Origin of the sequence: Leclercia sp. S52 (assembly GCF_039727615.1) — a bacterium.
Lineage (GTDB): Bacteria > Pseudomonadota > Gammaproteobacteria > Enterobacterales > Enterobacteriaceae > Enterobacter > Enterobacter adecarboxylatus_B.
In genome coordinates this window covers 2,712,138-2,730,051 of record NZ_CP152474.1, presented here as the reverse complement: position 1 = coordinate 2,730,051, position 17,914 = coordinate 2,712,138, and the positions used below count along the sequence as shown (strand labels likewise).

General features: G+C 56.9%; 12 protein-coding genes, 5 pseudogenes and 1 other annotated feature. Of the genes and pseudogenes, 7 read left to right on the top strand and 10 right to left on the bottom strand.

Annotation, left to right across the window (positions count from 1 at the left end):
- Positions 1–11 precede the first annotated feature (11 nt).
- The 7 genes and pseudogenes from yedF to AAHB66_RS13085 all read right to left on the bottom strand — a co-directional run bounded on the left by yedF (position 12) and on the right by AAHB66_RS13085 (position 8,144).
- On the bottom strand, positions 12–245 hold the full coding sequence (gene yedF, locus AAHB66_RS13115) for a sulfurtransferase-like selenium metabolism protein YedF (RefSeq protein ID WP_203360840.1): 234 nt from the start codon (positions 243–245) through the stop codon (positions 12–14).
- Positions 242–1,453, bottom strand: a complete 1,212-nt coding sequence (yedE, locus tag AAHB66_RS13110; RefSeq protein WP_347113232.1) for a selenium metabolism membrane protein YedE/FdhT — start codon at positions 1,451–1,453, stop codon at positions 242–244. The genes yedF and yedE overlap by 4 nt, the downstream gene beginning before the upstream one ends.
- A 157-nt stretch (positions 1,454–1,610) precedes the next feature.
- Positions 1,611–2,420: a tryptophan synthase subunit alpha gene (gene trpA, locus AAHB66_RS13105; RefSeq protein WP_347113231.1), complete on the bottom strand. Its 810-nt coding sequence runs from the start codon at positions 2,418–2,420 to the stop codon at positions 1,611–1,613.
- Positions 2,420–3,613 carry a tryptophan synthase subunit beta gene (gene trpB, locus AAHB66_RS13100; RefSeq protein WP_337014753.1) on the bottom strand — a complete coding sequence of 398 codons (1,194 nt, stop codon included), beginning with the start codon at positions 3,611–3,613 and terminating at the stop codon, positions 2,420–2,422. Before trpB ends, trpA begins: the two co-directional genes overlap by 1 nt.
- Before the next feature lie 10 nt (positions 3,614–3,623).
- Positions 3,624–4,983: pseudogene (gene trpCF / locus AAHB66_RS13095) on the bottom strand (bifunctional indole-3-glycerol-phosphate synthase TrpC/phosphoribosylanthranilate isomerase TrpF).
- Positions 4,984–4,986: 3 nt separating this feature from the next.
- Positions 4,987–6,582, bottom strand: coding sequence for a bifunctional anthranilate synthase glutamate amidotransferase component TrpG/anthranilate phosphoribosyltransferase TrpD (gene trpD / locus AAHB66_RS13090; RefSeq protein WP_347113230.1), 1,596 nt, complete (start codon positions 6,580–6,582; stop codon positions 4,987–4,989).
- Positions 6,582–8,144, bottom strand: a complete 1,563-nt coding sequence (locus AAHB66_RS13085; RefSeq protein ID WP_347113229.1) for an anthranilate synthase component 1 — start codon at positions 8,142–8,144, stop codon at positions 6,582–6,584. The genes trpD and AAHB66_RS13085 overlap by 1 nt, the downstream gene beginning before the upstream one ends.
- Positions 8,145–8,167: 23 nt before the next feature.
- Positions 8,168–8,262 (bottom strand) — a sequence feature (Trp leader region).
- Between the two features lie 159 nt (positions 8,263–8,421).
- On the opposite strand from AAHB66_RS13085, the gene rnm reads away from it, so the two are divergent.
- The 5 genes and pseudogenes from rnm (at position 8,422) to rluB (ending at position 11,791) form a co-directional block, all read left to right on the top strand.
- Positions 8,422–9,303 (top strand): RNase AM, encoded by an 882-nt coding sequence (gene rnm / locus AAHB66_RS13080; RefSeq protein ID WP_347113228.1) that lies wholly within the window; start codon positions 8,422–8,424, stop codon positions 9,301–9,303.
- A complete protein-coding gene (locus AAHB66_RS13075) occupies positions 9,300–9,920 on the top strand; it encodes an L-threonylcarbamoyladenylate synthase (RefSeq protein WP_347113227.1) in 621 nt (206 codons plus the stop codon). Before rnm ends, AAHB66_RS13075 begins: the two co-directional genes overlap by 4 nt.
- 281 nt (positions 9,921–10,201) lie before the next feature.
- Positions 10,202–10,474, top strand: coding sequence for a hypothetical protein (locus tag AAHB66_RS13070; protein WP_347113226.1), 273 nt, complete (start codon positions 10,202–10,204; stop codon positions 10,472–10,474).
- Between the two features lies 1 nt (position 10,475).
- Positions 10,476–10,604: pseudogene (locus AAHB66_RS13065) on the top strand (type VI secretion system tube protein Hcp); the annotation flags it as partial.
- 308 nt (positions 10,605–10,912) lie between these two features.
- Positions 10,913–11,791 carry a 23S rRNA pseudouridine(2605) synthase RluB gene (rluB, locus tag AAHB66_RS13060; RefSeq protein ID WP_337014759.1) on the top strand — a complete coding sequence of 293 codons (879 nt, stop codon included), beginning with the start codon at positions 10,913–10,915 and terminating at the stop codon, positions 11,789–11,791.
- Positions 11,792–11,824: 33 nt separating this feature from the next.
- On the opposite strand, the pseudogene cobO reads toward rluB, so the two are convergent.
- Both cobO and AAHB66_RS13050 read right to left on the bottom strand, forming a co-directional pair.
- Positions 11,825–12,416, bottom strand: a pseudogene (gene cobO, locus AAHB66_RS13055) (cob(I)yrinic acid a,c-diamide adenosyltransferase).
- Entirely contained in the window at positions 12,413–13,174 is a 762-nt protein-coding gene (locus AAHB66_RS13050) for a YciK family oxidoreductase (protein WP_347113225.1), read from the bottom strand. The pseudogene cobO and the gene AAHB66_RS13050 overlap by 4 nt, the downstream one beginning before the upstream one ends.
- Positions 13,175–13,423: 249 nt before the next feature.
- Here AAHB66_RS13050 and sohB point away from each other — a divergent pair, with 249 nt between their 5' ends.
- Positions 13,424–14,470 carry a protease SohB gene (gene sohB, locus AAHB66_RS13045; protein ID WP_347113224.1) on the top strand — a complete coding sequence of 349 codons (1,047 nt, stop codon included), beginning with the start codon at positions 13,424–13,426 and terminating at the stop codon, positions 14,468–14,470.
- Positions 14,471–14,505: 35 nt separating this feature from the next.
- Here sohB and AAHB66_RS13040 read toward each other — a convergent pair.
- A pseudogene (locus tag AAHB66_RS13040) lies at positions 14,506–14,758 on the bottom strand (YciN family protein).
- A 396-nt stretch (positions 14,759–15,154) separates the two neighbouring features.
- On the opposite strand from AAHB66_RS13040, the pseudogene topA reads away from it, so the two are divergent.
- Positions 15,155–17,750: pseudogene (gene topA, locus AAHB66_RS13035) on the top strand (type I DNA topoisomerase).
- Positions 17,751–17,914 lie beyond the last annotated feature (164 nt).

Genomic DNA, 17,914 nt, shown 5'->3' with positions numbered 1-17,914 from the left:
CCACCCTGGCATTACTTCTGGATGAGATAGCGGATGGTGGGTCCATCCTGTTGAATATCTAACACTGTATAACCGTGGTTTCTGGCATCCAGCGGAATATTGTTGATGGATTGCGGACAATCGCTTACCACCTCAAGTATCTCGCCTTTTTTCAGCTGCGGCATTGCTTCAAGGGTCGCGACGGCCGGATAGGGGCAAGGCTCACCCACCATATCGAGGCGGTAGTCAGGAACGATCTCTTTCATGCGGCGTCCTCACGTAATTCAGTTTTCAGGGCAGCGCGACGGAAGAAGCGTTTCTCCTGCGCCAGTACCAGTAAAAAGGCGATCAACAGCATCAGGTAGGTCACCAGCAGCCCACCCAGCGGACCAAAGGTGTTGAGAAGGTTGACCTTGTCCCAGTTGGTCGCCAGCGCTGGCGCAAAATCATCCCACCAGTAAGCCAGTAAGGTGGAGCCAATCACGTTACCCAGCCCGACCCACCAGTAGTGGACCTGACCTTCCACCGCGCGGTACATCCAGCCCGTCTCGCAGCCGCCCGCCAGCACAATCCCGAAGCCAAACAGCAGTCCGCCGATAATGGCGTTCGGCCCGGCCCACATGATTTTTGGCGCCACCCCAAGCTGAACGTAGCTAAAAATGCCGATGGCGCTCACCGCCATCCCGGCGATGATCGCTTTGGCCATCATGGTGCGTCCGGTGATCCACATATCGCGAAACGCTGAGGTAAAGCAGATCTGCGCCCGCTCAATCAGCAGGCCAAAGCCGACGCCGAACAGCATCGCCAGCCCGAGTTTGGGCTGATCCAGCGCGGTACAGAGCGCCCAGGCCAGCATCCCAAAGAAGACCAGCATCCCGAGACGAAAGCGGCGACGCGCCTGATCCGGCTTCTGGGTCAGCGGCGAGGCGGCGCTGACCTTTTGTATTTTGAGCGGAATACGGAACAGGGGCAGCAGCGTAAAGCGTGCGCCAAAGTACGAGCCCACGGCAGTGGCCAGGGCAAAGAACCAGGCGTGGAGAGAGAACTGCGGAATACCGGTGAAGAAAGCGGCCAGGTTACAGCCCATCGCCAGACGCGCACCAAACCCGGCGATAATACCACCAGCAACCGCCTGGGCGATGCGGATCCGGCTTTGCGGCATGCGCAGTTTGACGTTGTTGGCCCACAGCGCGGCAGCAAAACAGCCGCCGAACATGCCGATGATCATCATCCCGTCGATACGGGTGAGCGGGGTGCCTTCAAGATGGATCAGTTTGAAGTAGCCCCACTCTTCGGTGTGAACGCCCGCCAGCTGCAGCAGCTGACCGCCCCAGCGGGTGAATTCGCCGGTCACGGCCCAGAAGGTGCCGGTGATGCCGAAGTAGTAGGTGGAGAGAATACCTGCTGCAATAACCGCAGGAACGGGGGACCAGAACTTAATTAAATAAGCCTGTTTAAAGTGTTGCCACGACATAGATAAGCCTCTGAACTCAGAAGGTTTAAGGGAGAACAATTAAAAGACGGGGGGGATAATACGCCGGGAAACACATTTGAACAGCGTTAAATGCACTAAAGCTCGAAGGGATCAATTTACGTTGTACGCCGTCTGGCAAAACCAGACGGCGGATTCATTACTGCGGACGGGTCGCCGCTTTCATGGCGCTGGCGAAGGCTTTCAGCTCGCGCAGCATCTGCTCAGGCTTATCGACGTTGTTTTCGATAATTTTCACGATCGCCGAACCGGAAATCGCCCCGGCAGCACCGGCACCCAGCGCCGCAGAGACCTGTTCAGGGGCTGAAATGCCAAAGCCCTGCAGCGGCGGCGCGGCATTGTACTCCGCCAGTTTCTCGACCAGATGGTGCAACGGCAGGGCGGCTTTGTTCTCCGCACCCGTTACCCCGGCGCGGGACAGCAGGTAGGTGTACCCGCGGCCGTGGGAGGCGATCTGGCGCAGCAGTTCGTCGTCGGCGTTCGGCGGACAGATAAAGATCGGGGCGACGTTATGTCGCATCGCCGCCTGGCGGAACGGGGCTGACTCCTCGACCGGCACATCGGCCACCAGTACCGAATCCACCCCCACGCGCGCGCACTCAGCGTAGAACTCGTCGATGCCGCGGTTAAATACCAGGTTGGCGTACATCAGCAGCCCGATGGGAATGGTCGGGTATTTCTGGCGAATAGTCGCCAGCATCTCAAAGCACTGGGTCGGGGTCACGCCTGCGGCGAATGCGCGCAGGGTGGCGGCCTGGATGGTCGGGCCGTCGGCCAGCGGGTCGGAGAAGGGAATGCCCAGCTCCAGCGCATCGGCACCGGCTTCAATCAGGGTGTCGATAATTTTCAGCGACTGCTCGGGAGAGGGATCGCCCAGAGTAACGAAGGGAACAAAGGCGCCTTCCTTGCGGGCTTTCAGCTCAGCAAACACGTTATCGTAACGTTCCATCAGATTTCCCCTCGTGCTTTCAGAATATCGTGAACGGTGAAGATGTCTTTATCACCGCGACCGGAAAGGTTAACCACCAGCAGCTGCTCTTTTTCCGGGTTGTCTTTGATCATTTTCAGGGCATGGGCCAGCGCGTGGGAGGACTCCAGCGCCGGAATGATCCCCTCTTTACGGCACAGGGTTTTGAACGCTTCCAGCGCTTCGTCATCGGTAATCGACACGTACTCGGCGCGGCCGATGCTGTTCAGGTAGGCGTGCTGCGGCCCGACGGACGGGAAGTCCAGTCCGGCAGAGATGGAGTATGACTCCTCGATCTGGCCTTCGTCGGTCTGCATCATCGGGGCCTTCATACCGAAGTAGATGCCTACGCGGCCGTGCTTCAGCGGTGCACCGTGCTCGCCGGTTTCAATCCCGTGACCCGCAGGCTCAACGCCAATCAGCCCTACACTGGTGTCGTCGATGAAATCGGCAAACATACCGATGGCGTTAGAGCCGCCGCCTACACAGGCGATCACCGCATCCGGCAGGCGACCCTCTTTTTCGAGGATCTGGGCCTTGGTCTCTTCGCCGATCATGCGCTGGAATTCACGCACGATGGTCGGGAACGGGTGCGGGCCGGCAGCGGTACCTAACATATAGTGGGCATTTTCATAGTTACCGGACCAGTCGCGCAGCGCCTCGTTACAGGCATCTTTCAGGGTGGCCGAGCCGCTGTATACCGGGATCACTTCCGCGCCCATCAGACGCATACGGAAGACGTTCGGCGACTGACGCTCAACGTCTTTGGCCCCCATGTAGATACGGCATTTCAGGCCGAGCAGGGCGCTGGCCAGCGCCGAGGCGACACCGTGCTGACCGGCACCGGTTTCGGCGATGATTTCAGTTTTACCCATCCGTTTTGCCAGCAGGGCCTGACCCAGCACCTGGTTGGTCTTATGCGCGCCGCCGTGGAGCAGATCTTCACGCTTCAGATACAGCGTGGTGTTGGTGCCCTCGGTCAGGTTACGGCATTTGGTCAGGGCCGTCGGACGACCAGCGTAGTTTTTCAGCAGATCGGTAAATTCAGCCTGGAAGAGCGGATCTTTTTGCGCGCTCACGAACGCCTCTTCCAGCTGGCGCAGGGCGGGCATCAGGATCTGCGGCACATACATACCGCCGAATTCGCCAAAGTAAGGGTTTAATAATGTGGTCATCTTCTCTTCCTTAATATGCACGCAGCGTTTTAAACACCGAAGCCAGCTTGCCGGCATCTTTGATGCCCGGCTGCGACTCAACGCCTGAATTGAAATCGAGACCTGCGCAGCCTGATTTGGCGGCTTCAACGCAGTTGTCCGGGCTTAAGCCTCCGGCGAGCAGGACGTTATCCAGCGTCTCCCCGTTGAGCAGCGACCAGTCAAAACGCTGCCCGGTTCCGCCATGGCCATTATCCAGAACGTATTTATCGATATGGTGCAGCGTGCGCGGCGGCAGAGTGTCGGCCACGCTCAGTGCTTTCCAGATTTGCACCTGCGGGTTCAGGGTTTCACGCAGGGTATCGATATAGCTCTGATCTTCACTGCCGTGGAGCTGCACGGCGGCGAGAGAAAGTGCCTCTGCCGTGGCAACCACCTTTTCGATGGCGGCATTGCGGAACACGCCCACGTACTGCAGTGGCGCGGCGGCGATCACCTCGCGCGCCTGGGTTTCGCTGACGTTGCGCGGGGAGGACTCAACAAAAATCAGCCCGCCGTAAATGGCACCTGCTTCATAGGACGCAGCGGCATCCTGAGGACGGGTCAGGCCGCAGACCTTGTTCTCACCCAGCAGGACGCGACGCACCGCCGCGCTGAGATCGGCCTGTTCCATCATCGCCGAACCAATCAGGAAGCCGTTGGCGAAGTGGCTCAGCTCGCGAACCTGGGCATAGCTGTTGATGCCGGACTCGCTGATTACCGTCACGCCAGCGCCCAGACGCGGCGCCAGCTGACGGGTGCGGTTCAGGTCGATAGAGAGATCGCGCAGATCGCGGTTATTAATACCTACCACCTTCGCCTCCAGGGCGATGGCGCGCTCCAGCTCCTCTTCGTTGCTCACTTCGGTCAGCACGCCCATGTTCAGGCTATGCGCCACCGCGGCGAGCTGGCGGTACTGTTCGTCGTCCAGCACCGAGAGCATCAGCAGGCAGGCGTCGGCCTGATAAAAGCGCGCCAGCCAGATTTGATACGGATCGATAATAAAGTCTTTGCACAAAATCGGCTGCGGGGCGATCCCGCTGACGATCGGCAGAAAATCAAAGCTGCCCTGGAAATATTTCTCATCGGTCAGCACCGAAATGGCCGAAGCGTGGTGCTTATAGATGGCAGCGATCTGAGCCGGGTCGAAATCATCGCGGATCACCCCTTTTGACGGGGAGGCCTTTTTTGCACTCCAGAATAAACGCGGTGCGCGCGCCCCGGAGGGCATCATAGAAACGACGGCTGCTTGGCACCACCTCGTTCTGGAAACTGGCGAGCGGTTGCTGCTCTTTACGGGCTTCAACCCAGATGGCCTTATCGGCAACGATTTTCGCTAATACGGTCTGCATTGTTTACCCTCTTGCCGCAAGTGCGGTCACTCGGTCGTAGGCTGCGCCAGAGCGCAACACATCCATCACTTTTTGCACGTTGACCTGGAGATCTTCTTCGCCGTGCAGACGCATCAGCATGGCGACGTTAGCGGCCACAGCGGCCTCATGCGCAGGCTCACCTTTACCTTGTAACAGGCGCGTCAGAATGTCACGGTTTTCTTCCGGGGTGCCGCCTGCCAGCTGCTCCTGGTGATATGGCGTTAAGCCAAAGTCCGCCGCTTCAAGCTGATAGCTTTTGATTTCACCGTTATTCAGTTCTGCCACCAACGTTGGCGCATGCAGGGAGACTTCGTCCATCCCGCCGCTGTGCACCACCGCGGCGCGCTGATAACCGAGCACACGCAGGGTTTCGGCAATCGGCAGCACCAGCTCCGGGCTGTAGACGCCAATCAGCGCCAGCGGCGGATGCGCCGGGTTGATTAGCGGGCCCAGCACGTTAAACAGGGTGCGGGTTTTCAGCTGCTGCCGCACCGGCATTGCGTGACGGAATCCGGTGTGATACTTAGGCGCGAACAGGAAGCAGACGCCCAGTTCGTCCAGCGCATCGCGGGATTTCTCGGCGTTCATGTCCAGGTTGATGCCGAAGGCGGCCAGCAGATCCGACGAACCGGAACGGCTGGATACGCTGCGGTTGCCGTGCTTCGCCACCTTCAGCCCACAGGCCGCGGCCACAAAAGCGCTGGCGGTGGAGATATTGATGCTGTTGCTGCCGTCGCCACCGGTACCGACGATATCCGCGAACAGATAGTCCGGGCGCGGGAACGGGGCAGCGTTTTCCAGCAGGGCGGTGGCGGCACCGGCAATCTCCTGCGGCTGCTCACCGCGCACTTTCATGCTCACCAGTGCAGCGGCCAGCTGCTCGGGCTTCAGTTCGCCGCGCACCACGGCGGAGAACAGCTGGTGGCTCTCCTGCTGGCTCAGGGTCTGCGCCTGATAGAGTTTCTCCAGAATCGGCTGCAGGCTGTTGGTCTGCTCCAGCTTCTGCAGCGCCCAGTTGAGGGTCTGCTCCAGCAGGCGCGCGCCCTGGGAGGTCAGAATGGATTCCGGGTGGAACTGCATGCCGCACACCCGGTCTGCATCGTGACGCACCGCCATTACCATCCCGTTGTAATGGGCGTTGATGGTCAGGCCCGCCGGGATATTGCTGCCCACCAGCGAGTGATAGCGCGCCACCGGCAGCGGGTTCATCAGCCCGGCGAACATCGCCTGGCCGTCATGTTCAATGCTGGAGGCTTTTCCGTGCAGGATCTCACCGGCCTGGCCGACATAACCGCCGTAGGCCTCGACAATGGCCTGGTGGCCCAGACAGATGCCGATGATCGGCAGCTTGCCGCGCATGCGGGTTAACAGCTCCGGCATACAGCCCGCTTCACTTGGCGCGCCAGGGCCCGGGGAGAGCATCAGCACCGGGTTTTGCATGGTGGCCAGACGGTCAATTAAGGTCTGGGCCGGAACATGGTTACGGTAAATCACCACGTTGTGACCGTTTGCACGCAGCTGATCCGCCAGGTTGTAGGTAAAGGAGTCGATATTATCGAGCAGCAGAATGTCAGCCATCAGAAAATCTCCTGTGCGTGATGGGCAGTCGCAATCGCGCGCAGTACCGCGCGGGCCTTATTGCGGGTTTCGTCAGCTTCAGACTGCGGAACCGAGTCGAGAACGATGCCTGCGCCCGCCTGAACGGTGGCGATGCCTTCTTCAACGTAGGCGGAGCGGATCACGATGCAGGTATCCAGATCGCCGTGGGCGGTGAAGTAACCCACCGCACCGCCGTAGCTGCCGCGACGGCGACCTTCGGCCTGGGCGATAAGCTGCATGGCGCGGACTTTCGGCGCACCGCTGAGGGTGCCCATGTTCATGCAGGCGCGGTAGGCATGCAGCACATCCAGGTCCTGACGCAGCTCGCCCACCACGCGGGAAACCAGGTGCATCACGAAGGAGTAGCGGTCCACTTTGGTTAAATCAGCCACGTAACGGCTGCCCGGGGTGCAGATACGCGCCAGGTCGTTACGCGCCAGGTCCACCAGCATCAGGTGCTCGGACATCTCTTTCTGGTCGGTGCGCATCTCCAGCTCGATGCGGCTGTCGAGATCGCGATCCAGGGAACCGTCGGCGCGGCGGCCACGCGGGCGGGTACCGGCAATCGGATAGATTTCAATCTGACGGCTGGTGGCGTCGTACTTCAGGGAGCTCTCCGGCGAAGCGCCGAACAGCGTAAAATCGTTATCCTGCATAAAGAACATGTACGGGCTGGGGTTGCTCTTCTTCAGCACGTCATAGGCTGCCAGCGGCGACGGGCAGGGCAGGGAGAAGCGGCGGGAGGGCACCACCTGGAAAATCTCGCCCGCGCGAATCGCTTTCTGCATCTGGCGCACTACTACGCCGTATTCATCGTCTGTCTGGCTAACGTCACAACGCATCTGCTCCACGCGCTGCACAGGCAGTTCCGGCGGGGCTTCATTCATCTGCTCCTGCAGCTGGGCGATGCGCTGCTCCAGACGCTGTTTTTCTGCCAGTAACGGCGTAAACAGGCTGGCCTGAATGCGGGTGTATTTTTTCTGGTGGTCGATCACCAGTAAGGTCTCTGCCAGGTAGAAGCAGTAGTCCGGGCAGCGGTTTCCCTGCTCCAGCTCCGGCAATTCTTCAAAACCGGCGACCAGGTCATAAGCAAACAGCCCGCCGAAGAACATCGCTTCGCGCTCATGTTCCGGCACGTTCACCAGGCCCTGCAGCAGGCGGAAGGCATCAAACACCGACAGCGAGCAGAGGCGGGCATCTTCGTCCAGCAGCTGGCTCACCGGCGGGAAGTGCAGGATCCGCTGGTCCGGGCGGTGTTCATTCTCAATACCCGCCGGCAGCACGCCATCCAGCAAACAGAGCAGCGCTGCGCCGTTTTCGGAGAGCGCCTGCAGGGTGACGGTGTTGCCCAGCGCGGTGATGCGCAGCGCGCTGTCGACCAGCAGCAGGCTTTTCAGGTCATCCTTACTGTCGATATCCGCAGACTCCAGCAGCAGCGTGGCAGGGCGCGCGCCGCAGACCTGATGGAACAGGGCGGTCGGGTTGTGGCGATACGCCGCCTCACGGGTCAGCAGTTCGAGGGTCGGTTTGGCTGTTTGCATTTTTTGTTCTCTTTATTCTGTTCATAAAAAAGCCCGCTCAGTGGCGGGCCAGGTATCTGTTTGCATGACGCAGACGTACGACACTGCCCGATATTCAGGAAGTGCGCCACCAGCTATGCAGAGTGAAATGTGCGGTCATTTTCAGATACCTCGTTGAGTGAACTTGCGTACTAGTTAACTAGTTCGATGGCGTAATGTCAACCCCCCGATTTCAGAATTTCACCACATACCGCTATTATGGCGGCGCAGATATTGAAGATGAGTGACGGGAGCCGCTTTGAGCGACACGAATTACGCAGTGATTTACGATTTACACAGCCACACTCAGGCCTCTGACGGCCTGCTTACGCCCGAAGAGCTTGTCCATCGCGCCCATGAAATGCGCGTCGGTACGCTGGCGATCACCGATCACGATACTACCGAGGCCATTGCGGCCGCGCGGGCGGAAATTGCCCGCACTGAATTGCCGCTTACACTGATAGCAGGCGTGGAAATTTCCACCGTCTGGGAAAACCATGAGATCCATATCGTCGGGCTGAACATCGATATTGAGAACCCGGCCATGCGCGCGTTCCTGGATGAGCAGAAAACGCGTCGCGTTTTGCGGGCAGAACTGATCGCCGAGCGGCTGGATAAAGCCCATATCCCCGGTGCCTGGGAAGGGGCACTCCGCCTGGCCAAAGGCGGCGCGGTCACCCGGGCGCACTTTGCCCGTTTTCTGGTCGAAGCCGGGAAAGCGAATAACATCGCGGATGTGTTTAAAAAATACCTTGCACGGGGGAAAACCGGATACGTTCCTCCCCAGTGGTGTACAATAGAACAAGCTATTGATGTCATTCATCATTCTGGCGGTAAGGCGGTGCTGGCCCATCCCGGGCGGTATGACCTCTCCGCCAAATGGCTGAAACGTCTGCTGGCATACTTCGCCGAACACGGCGGGGACGCGATGGAAGTCGCGCAGTGTCAGCAGGCGCCCAACGAGCGCAGTCAACTGGCTGAATATGCCCGCCAGTACGGCCTCCTTGGCTCCCAGGGCTCTGATTTCCATCAGCCTTGCCCCTGGATTGAGCTGGGACGGAAGCTCTGGTTACCCGCAGGCGTCGAGCCGGTGTGGCAACTCTGGGAGCAGCCAACGCCAATTGAAGAGAGGGAAGTATGAGTCAATTTTTTTATATCCATCCTGACAATCCGCAGCCGCGTTTGATTAATCAGGCCGTGGAGATCGTGCGTAAGGGCGGCGTTATCGTCTACCCAACCGATTCGGGCTACGCGCTGGGCTGTAAAATCGAAGACAAAAGCGCCATGGAGCGCATTTGCCGGATCCGTCACATCCCGAACGGGCACAACTTTACCCTGATGTGCCGCGATCTCTCCGAGCTATCGACTTACTCCTACGTGGATAACGTGGCGTTTCGGTTGATCAAAAATAACACGCCGGGTAACTACACCTTTATTCTTAAAGGGACGAAAGAGGTGCCGCGCCGCCTGCTGCAGGAAAAACGCAAAACGATCGGGATGCGCGTGCCGTCGAACCCGATTGCCCAGGCGCTGCTTGAGACACACGGCGAGCCGATGCTCTCAACCTCTCTGATGCTGCCGGGCAGCGACTTTACCGAATCCGATCCGGATGAGATCAAAGACCGTCTGGAGAAGCAGGTGGAGCTGATTATTCATGGCGGCTATCTCGGCCAACAGCCGACCACGGTGATCGATTTAACGGAAGATGCGCCGGTTGTGCTGCGTGAAGGGGTGGGTGACGTAAAACCTTTCCTGTAACTTCCTCTATTATGGGGCCATCTTATTAGCATAAATTTTTCGCTACTATGGCCCTGTTATTAATACCTCTCTTATTTCTTCGCACGTTTAATGTTTTGATGTTATCTGAAAATTAGCCAGTGTCCGAAATAAACCCATTTCCGCATGAATTTGTAGATGTACAATAAGCGAACACATTTTCTGATTTTTCCATGATCCGCAATGCGCTAACGAATCCGTCGCTTATACAGGCTTCCTATATGCGGTCGTTGATGGCGAGAAGAAGAGGGAGGTAGTCGCTGGTGGCTATAACAACATTCGTTCGTAAGATAAGTAAAGTCATTTATTTTATTACTTTATTTATAGTTGTAGGCCGCTTGATAGGTGACCCTGAGCTCTGGTTTAACGATGGCTTAGCCACACGCATTGGTCATTTTATTTATGGACCGGACGAGATTGGCGCGGATAATTTTTATGATCTGTATTTGTACATTCATATAATTACTATCTTGCCTGGGGCTATATTTATCTATGCTATGACAATGAAGTTAATCAAAAAATTAAGAAGCAAATAAAATGCCAATTCCTCCGTATATGCGGTTGAAAGACGATGGCGACGCAGATATTAAAGGATTTGTAGACGTCAAGGATCGTAAAGGAAGTATAGAGAGAATCGGGTTAAGCCACGGTATAAACCTGCCTGTTGTATGTAGGACAATAGGTAAGCTATCCACATAACAAAGTCTGACCGCCCCGCTATGCGACAGGCACAATCCATTGGCTTTACTTCAGGTAATACTCACCAGAACGCCGCCGCACAAAACTTGTTGAATCATTTAGTCTAAAATTCATGTAGTATGTGCGGCCATGAATCACCAGGCGCGACACATTGTCCGCCATGTTGTGTGCTATGAAAGAGTTGTAGATCAGCGAGTTAAGGTGTTTTGGAGCTTAACTTGTTGTTTTCGAAAGTATACCAGACGCCTGTGAAGGCGACACCTGAAGGAAGCTCAATGAGCGAGAAATTACAGAAAGTGCTGGCCCGCGCCGGCCACGGTTCACGCCGTGAAATCGAAACCATCATCGAAGCAGGTCGTGTGAGTGTGGACGGTAAAATCGCCACCCTGGGCGATCGTGTGGAGATCGTACCAGGCCTGAAAATTCGTATCGACGGCCACCTGATCTCGGTGAAAGAGTCTGCCGAGCAAATTTGCCGCGTGCTGGCCTATTACAAACCGGAAGGCGAACTCTGCACCCGCAACGATCCGGAAGGGCGTCCGACCGTGTTCGACCGCCTGCCAAAACTGCGCGGTGCGCGCTGGATCGCTGTAGGTCGTCTGGACGTGAACACCTGCGGTCTGCTGCTGTTTACCACCGACGGTGAGCTGGCGAACCGACTGATGCACCCAAGCCGTGAAGTGGAGCGTGAATACGCGGTTCGCGTGTTTGGTGAAGTTGACGAGAACAAAATCCGCGATCTGTCTCGCGGCGTGCAGCTTGAAGACGGCCCGGCCGCCTTTAAAACCATCAAATTTACCGGTGGTGAAGGCATTAACCAGTGGTACAACGTGACCCTGACCGAAGGCCGTAACCGTGAGGTGCGTCGTCTGTGGGAAGCCGTTGGCGTGCAGGTTAGCCGCCTGATCCGTGTGCGTTACGGTGACATTCTGCTGCCGAAAGGGCTGCCGCGTGGTGGCTATACCGAGCTGGATTTAACCCAGACCAACTACCTGCGTGAGCTGGTGCAGTTGACGCCGGAAACCACCTCCAAGGTGGCGGTGGAAAAAGATCGTCGTCGCATGAAGGCGAACCAGATCCGCCGGGCTGTCAAACGTCACAGCCAGGTCAGCAGCAATAATCGCCGCTCTGGCAGCCGTAACAACAACGGCTAAAAAAACAAAACCCGGCATCGCCGGGTTTTTTTGTTAATAGTCGATACCGATTTGCGCTTTCACGCCGGCATCAAAGGCGTGTTTGACAGGGCGTAACTCGCTCACCGTATCTGCCATCTCCAGAATATCCCGATGACAGCCGCGCCCGGTGACAATCACCGTCTGGTGTGCCGGACGGTTGTTCAGCGCATCCACGACCTCCTGCAGGGGCAGGTAGTCGTAGGCCACCATATAGGTGATCTCATCCAGCAGCACCATGTTGAGCGACGGGTCGGACAGCATGCGCTTCGCCTGCTCCCAGACGGCCAGACAGGCGGCGGTGTCGGTATCGCGGTTCTGGGTATCCCAGGTAAAACCGGTCGCCATCACCTGAAACTCCACTCCGTGAGGCTCGAGCAGATTACGCTCGCCGTTCGGCCACTCTCCTTTGATGAACTGGATCACGCCGACTTTTTTGCCCGTGGCCAACGGCGCGGGTCGCCGTACCAAAGGCGGCAGTAGTTTTGCCTTTCCCGTTGCCAGTGAAGACGATAATAATTCCGCGTTCATCCTGTGCGGCGGCAACGCGGGCATCGACCTGCTCTTTCAGGCGCTGCTGGCGCTGCTGATGACGTTCATCACTCATTGCGATATTCCTGGTTTACGGCCGGGTTGGGCATCAAAGGTCATGCCGGTTTTCCGACGACTATCGTCGCCCATCAGCCACAGATAGAGCGGCATGATATCGGCAGGGGTTTTCAGTTTAAGTGGATCTTCCGTCGGGAACGCGCTGGCGCGCATGCCGGTGCGGGTACCGCCAGGATTAATACAGTTCACGCGCAGGTGGCGGCTCTGATACTCCTCCGCCAGCACCTGCATCATCCCTTCGGTGGCAAATTTCGAGGCGGCATAGGCACCCCAGTTGGCTCTCCCCTGGCGCCCGACGCTCGATGAGGTGAACACCAGCGAGCCGGAATCGGACTGCAGTAATAAAGGAAGCAGTGCCTGGGTGAGGAAAAAGGTGCCGTTGACGTTCACCTGCATAACCTGCTGCCAGATCTCCGGGGTCTGCTCATCCATCGGGCGCACTTCACCGAGGAAGCCTGCATTGTGCAATACCCCGTCAAGACGCGGATAATCTTCTGCAATACGTTGGGCAAGCTGCTGGCACTCTTCTGGGGTGCAGGTTAACAGGTCGAGAGTGTATTCATGCGTCGGCGCGCCGCCCTCGCTGGCGATCGCCTGTGCGACGTCGCGCAGTTTTTCTTCATTACGCCCCAACAGAATGACGCGTGCGCCATGGCGGGCGTAGGTCAGCGCCGCCTCACGGCCAATACCGTCGCTGGCACCGGTGACCAGAATAATACGGTTTTGCAGTAGATCTTTTTTGGGTTGATAGTGCAAGGTCACTCCTCTGGCGCGCGTTGGCGCGGCCCATGCTGTGCGGTCTCTTTTCGGCTTTATGCCCGAAAGCGCGCCTGATTACAATCAGTCTACCGGTGAGTTCGCTGTAAAATTAACAATTTGCAAATATTTCATTCATAAATAAACATTCCTGAAGACGCCTCGCAAGGGTATCGTCAGGTGCGAGACGCCTGGCGGAGGCTGTTGTACACTGGGTGAGAAAACAAGTGGTTAAACCAAGGTGGACGCGTGGAATTACTTTCTGAATACGGTTTATTTCTGGCCAAAATTGCAACGGTGGTGATTGCCATTGCGGTGATCGCAGTGCTGATTGTCAACCTGACGCAGCGCAAACGTCAGCGCGGCGAGTTGCGGATTACCCGGTTAAGCGAGCAGTACACGGAGATGCAGGAAGAGATGTCGGTGGCGCTGCTCGACGCACATCAGCAAAAACTGTGGCACAAAGCGCAGAAGAAAAAGCACAAGCTTGATGCGAAAGCCGCAAAGCAGAAAGCAAAGCTGGAGCAACGCCCGGAAGCGGCAAAGCCGCGGGTTTATGTGCTGGATTTCAAAGGCAGTATGGATGCGCATGAGGTCTCATCCCTGCGCGAAGAGATCACCGCCGTGCTGGCTGTCGCGAGAGCTGAAGACCAGGTGGTGCTGCGTCTCGAAAGCCCCGGCGGGGTGGTGCACGGTTACGGGCTGGCCTCCTCGCAGCTGCAACGCCTGCGCGACAAGCAGATCCCGCTGACGGTGGCGGTCGATAAGGTCGCCGCCAGCGGTGGCTACATGATGGCCTGCGTGGCCGATAAAATCGTCGCCGCGCCTTTCTCTATTATTGGTTCCATTGGCGTAGTGGCGCAGATCCCGAACTTCAATCGTTTCCTGAAAAACAAAGATATTGACGTTGAGTTGCACACGGCGGGGCAGTACAAGCGCACCCTGACGCTGCTCGGCGAAAATACCGAAGAGGGACGGCAGAAGTTCCGCGAGGATCTCAATGACACCCATCAGCTGTTTAAAAGCTTTGTGCATCAGATGCGGCCTTCGCTTGATATCGAGCAGGTGGCGACCGGCGAACACTGGTACGGCACCCAGGCACTGGAGAAGGGGCTGGTGGATCAGGTAGGGACCAGCGACGATCTGCTGCTGGGGCTGATGGAGGGCCGCGAGCTGGTAGGCGTGCGCTATACCCGGAAGAAAAAGCTGATGGATCGCTTTACCAACAGCGCTGCGGAGAGTGCGGACCGACTACTGCTACGCTGGGTGCAGCGCGGACAAAAACCGCTGCTGTGAATAAAAAACGCGAGGCCAGTGCCTCGCGTTTTGCATTAATCAACCAGATGGTATTTATCCGAGAGCGCATGGGCCAGGTATTTAAACATGTTGAATACCGCCGTGCTGCGTGGGGTGGGTAACCCCCTGCTCATCAAGAAAGTAATCGCCGCTGAACACCAGCACGCCGTTGCGCTGTTCCACACCGGTGGCTTCGATCCCTGCCAGGGTGTCTTCATGTTCACGAATGAGTTTATTTGCTTCGGCAAGCAAGGTTGCGCGGTCAATGGGTTGGGTAGTTTGCTGCATTATCCCCTCCTTAAACAGTGACATTAGTCTACGCCGCCGCGGTCCCCGGAGCAAATTTTCCCCGTTTTCAGGCATGCTGAGCAAGACGGACAGCGCTGGCGTGATTTGCTTTTGCATGCTAATAAAGTTGCGTAACGGATTTTATCAGGTAGAGTGTGCGCTTTCGTCATTCTGGCAATAGATTTGCTTGACATTCGACCTAAATCTCGTCGTGCAGTCACACCGGAGCGAGAAAAAGCCCGTAAACTCAACCACCTGGCTAAGGTCGTTTTTGGCGACTGGTCCGAAAGGGGGTTGATATCCACTGATGGCGTCGTTATATAGATGTCTCGTCGCCAGTGGAAGGTGAACTCACGCGACGTATTCCTGGAAGAAACAAATTAGGTAAAGGTGAATATGGGTAAAGCTCTCGTTATCGTTGAGTCCCCGGCAAAAGCCAAAACGATCAATAAGTATCTGGGTAGTGACTACGTGGTTAAGTCCAGCGTCGGTCATATCCGCGATCTGCCGACCAGTGGCTCAGCCAAGAAGAGCGCCGACTCTACCTCCACCAAAGGGGCCAAAAAGCCTAAAAAGGATGAACGTAGCGCGCTCGTAAATCGCATGGGGGTTAACCCGTGGGATAACTGGCAGGCACAGTACGAAGTGCTGCCGGGTAAAGAGAAAGTCGTCTCCGAGCTGAAACAGCTGGCGGAAAAAGCCGACCACATCTATCTCGCAACCGACCTTGACCGCGAAGGGGAGGCCATTGCATGGCACCTGCGGGAAGTGATCGGGGGGAGATGACACCCGCTACAGCCGCGTGGTGTTTAACGAAATTACTAAAAACGCGATCCGTCAGGCTTTTGAAAAGCCAGGCGAACTGAATATCGACCGCGTTAACGCTCAGCAGGCGCGCCGCTTTATGGACCGCGTCGTGGGTTACATGGTCTCTCCACTGCTGTGGAAAAAGATCGCCCGTGGCCTGTCAGCAGGCCGCGTACAGTCTGTTGCCGTGCGTCTGGTGGTTGAACGTGAACGCGAAATCAAAGCGTTTGTGCCAGAAGAGTTCTGGGAAATCGACGCCAGCGTCACCACGCCAGGTGGCGATACCTTGCCGCTGGAAGTGTCGCATCAGAACGATAAGCCGTTCCGCCCTGAAAACCGCGAACAGACGATGGCCGCGGTCGCGCTGCTGGAGAAAGCCCGTTATCAGGTGCTGGATCGTGAAGACAAACCGACCAGCAGCAAGCCGGGCGCACCCTTTATCACCTCCACGCTGCAGCAGGCGGCAAGTACCCGTCTGGGTTACGGCGTGAAGAAAACCATGATGATGGCTCAGCGTCTGTATGAAGCGGGTCACATTACCTATATGCGTACTGACTCCACCAACCTGAGCCAGGACGCAGTGAACATGGTGCGTGATTACATTGGCGATAACTTCGGTAAGAAGTATCTGCCGGAGAGCGCCAACCAGTACAACAGCAAAGAGAACTCGCAGGAAGCGCACGAGGCGATTCGTCCTTCTGACGTGGCTGTTCTGGCGGAATCCCTGAAGGATATGGAAGCCGATGCGCAGAAACTGTATCAGCTGATCTGGCGCCAGTTTGTTGCCTGTCAGATGACGCCAGCGCAGTACGACTCCACCACGCTCACCGTCGGTGCGGGTGATTTCCGCCTGAAAGCGCGTGGCCGTATTCTGCGTTTCGATGGCTGGACCAAAGTGATGCCTGCGCTGCGCAAGGGTGATGAAGACAAAACCCTGCCAGCGGTCAACGCCGGGGATGAACTCTCCCTGGTTGAACTGACCCCGGCCCAGCACTTCACCAAGCCACCGGCACGCTTTAGCGAAGCCTCGCTGGTGAAAGAGCTGGAAAAACGCGGTATCGGTCGCCCGTCCACCTATGCGTCGATCATTTCGACCATCCAGGATCGCGGCTATGTGCGTACGGAAAACCGCCGTTTTTATGCCGAGAAAATGGGTGAAATCGTCACCGATCGCCTGGAAGCTAACTTCCGCGAGCTGATGAACTACGACTTCACCGCGCAGATGGAAAACAGCCTGGACCAGGTGGCTAACCACGAAGCCGAGTGGAAGAAGGTGCTCGACAGCTTCTTCGGCGACTTCACCAACCAGCTGGAAAAAGCAGAGAAAGACCCTGAAGAGGGTGGCATGCAGCCGAACCAGATGGTGCTGACCAGCATCGACTGTCCGACCTGCGGCCGCAAGATGGGGATCCGTACCGCTACTACCGGCGTGTTCCTCGGCTGCTCAGGCTATGCCTTATCCCCGAAAGAACGCTGCAAAACCACCATCAACCTGGTGCCGGAAAACGAAGTGCTGAACGTGCTGGAAGGCGACGATGCGGAAACCAACGCATTACGCGCCAAACGCCGCTGTAATAAGTGCGGCACGGCAATGGACAGCTACCTGATCGATCCGAAACGTAAACTGCATGTCTGCGGTAACAACCCGACCTGTGACGGTTACGAGATCGAAGAGGGCGAGTTCCGCATTAAGGGCTATGACGGTCCAATCGTGGAGTGTGAAAAATGTGGTTCTGAAATGCACCTGAAGATGGGGCGTTTTGGTAAGTACATGGCCTGCACCAACGACGAGTGTAAAAACACGCGTAAAATCCTGCGTAACGGTGAAGTGGCTCCGCCGAAGGAAGATCCGGTTCCATTGCCGGAGCTGCCGTGCGAGAAGTCCGACGCCTACTTCGTCCTGCGTGACGGTGCGGCGGGCGTCTTCCTGGCGGCCAACACCTTCCCTAAATCACGTGAAACCCGTGCACCGCTGGTGGAAGAGCTGTACCGCTTCCGCGATCGCCTGGCTGAGAAGCTGCGCTATCTGGCCGATGCGCCACAGCAGGATCCTGAAGGTAATAAAACGGTTGTGCGTTTTAGCCGTAAAACCAAGCAGCAGTATGTTGCTGCTGAAAAAGACGGTAAAGCGACCGGCTGGTCAGCATTTTATGTTGACGGAAAATGGGTTGAAGGCAAGAAATAAGCCTTAATTACCGCAACTTACCTTTGCAAGGGCCGGACTTCCGGCCCTTTTTTATTGCCTGGTTATTATTTTTTGTTCCGGGCTATACAGCAATGATATAAATGATATAGTGGTTATAGTTAACCCATTTCTTATTATCAAATCGTCTTAAGCGATTGCCCGTG

What these genes read in the sequence shown, in the direction of transcription:
- yedE (WP_347113232.1), bottom strand. Translation starts at nt 1,453, where the DNA reads ATGTCGTGGCAACACTTTAAACAGGCTTATTTAATTAAGTTCTGGTCC.
- trpB (WP_337014753.1), bottom strand. Translation starts at nt 3,613, where the DNA reads ATGACCACATTATTAAACCCTTACTTTGGCGAATTCGGCGGTATGTAT.
- rluB (WP_337014759.1), top strand. Translation starts at nt 10,913, where the DNA reads ATGAGCGAGAAATTACAGAAAGTGCTGGCCCGCGCCGGCCACGGTTCA.
- trpA (WP_347113231.1), bottom strand. Translation starts at nt 2,420, where the DNA reads ATGGAACGTTACGATAACGTGTTTGCTGAGCTGAAAGCCCGCAAGGAA.
- trpD (WP_347113230.1), bottom strand. Translation starts at nt 6,582, where the DNA reads ATGGCTGACATTCTGCTGCTCGATAATATCGACTCCTTTACCTACAAC.
- AAHB66_RS13075 (WP_347113227.1), top strand. Translation starts at nt 9,300, where the DNA reads ATGAGTCAATTTTTTTATATCCATCCTGACAATCCGCAGCCGCGTTTG.
- yedF (WP_203360840.1), bottom strand. Translation starts at nt 245, where the DNA reads ATGAAAGAGATCGTTCCTGACTACCGCCTCGATATGGTGGGTGAGCCT.
- AAHB66_RS13085 (WP_347113229.1), bottom strand. Translation starts at nt 8,144, where the DNA reads ATGCAAACAGCCAAACCGACCCTCGAACTGCTGACCCGTGAGGCGGCG.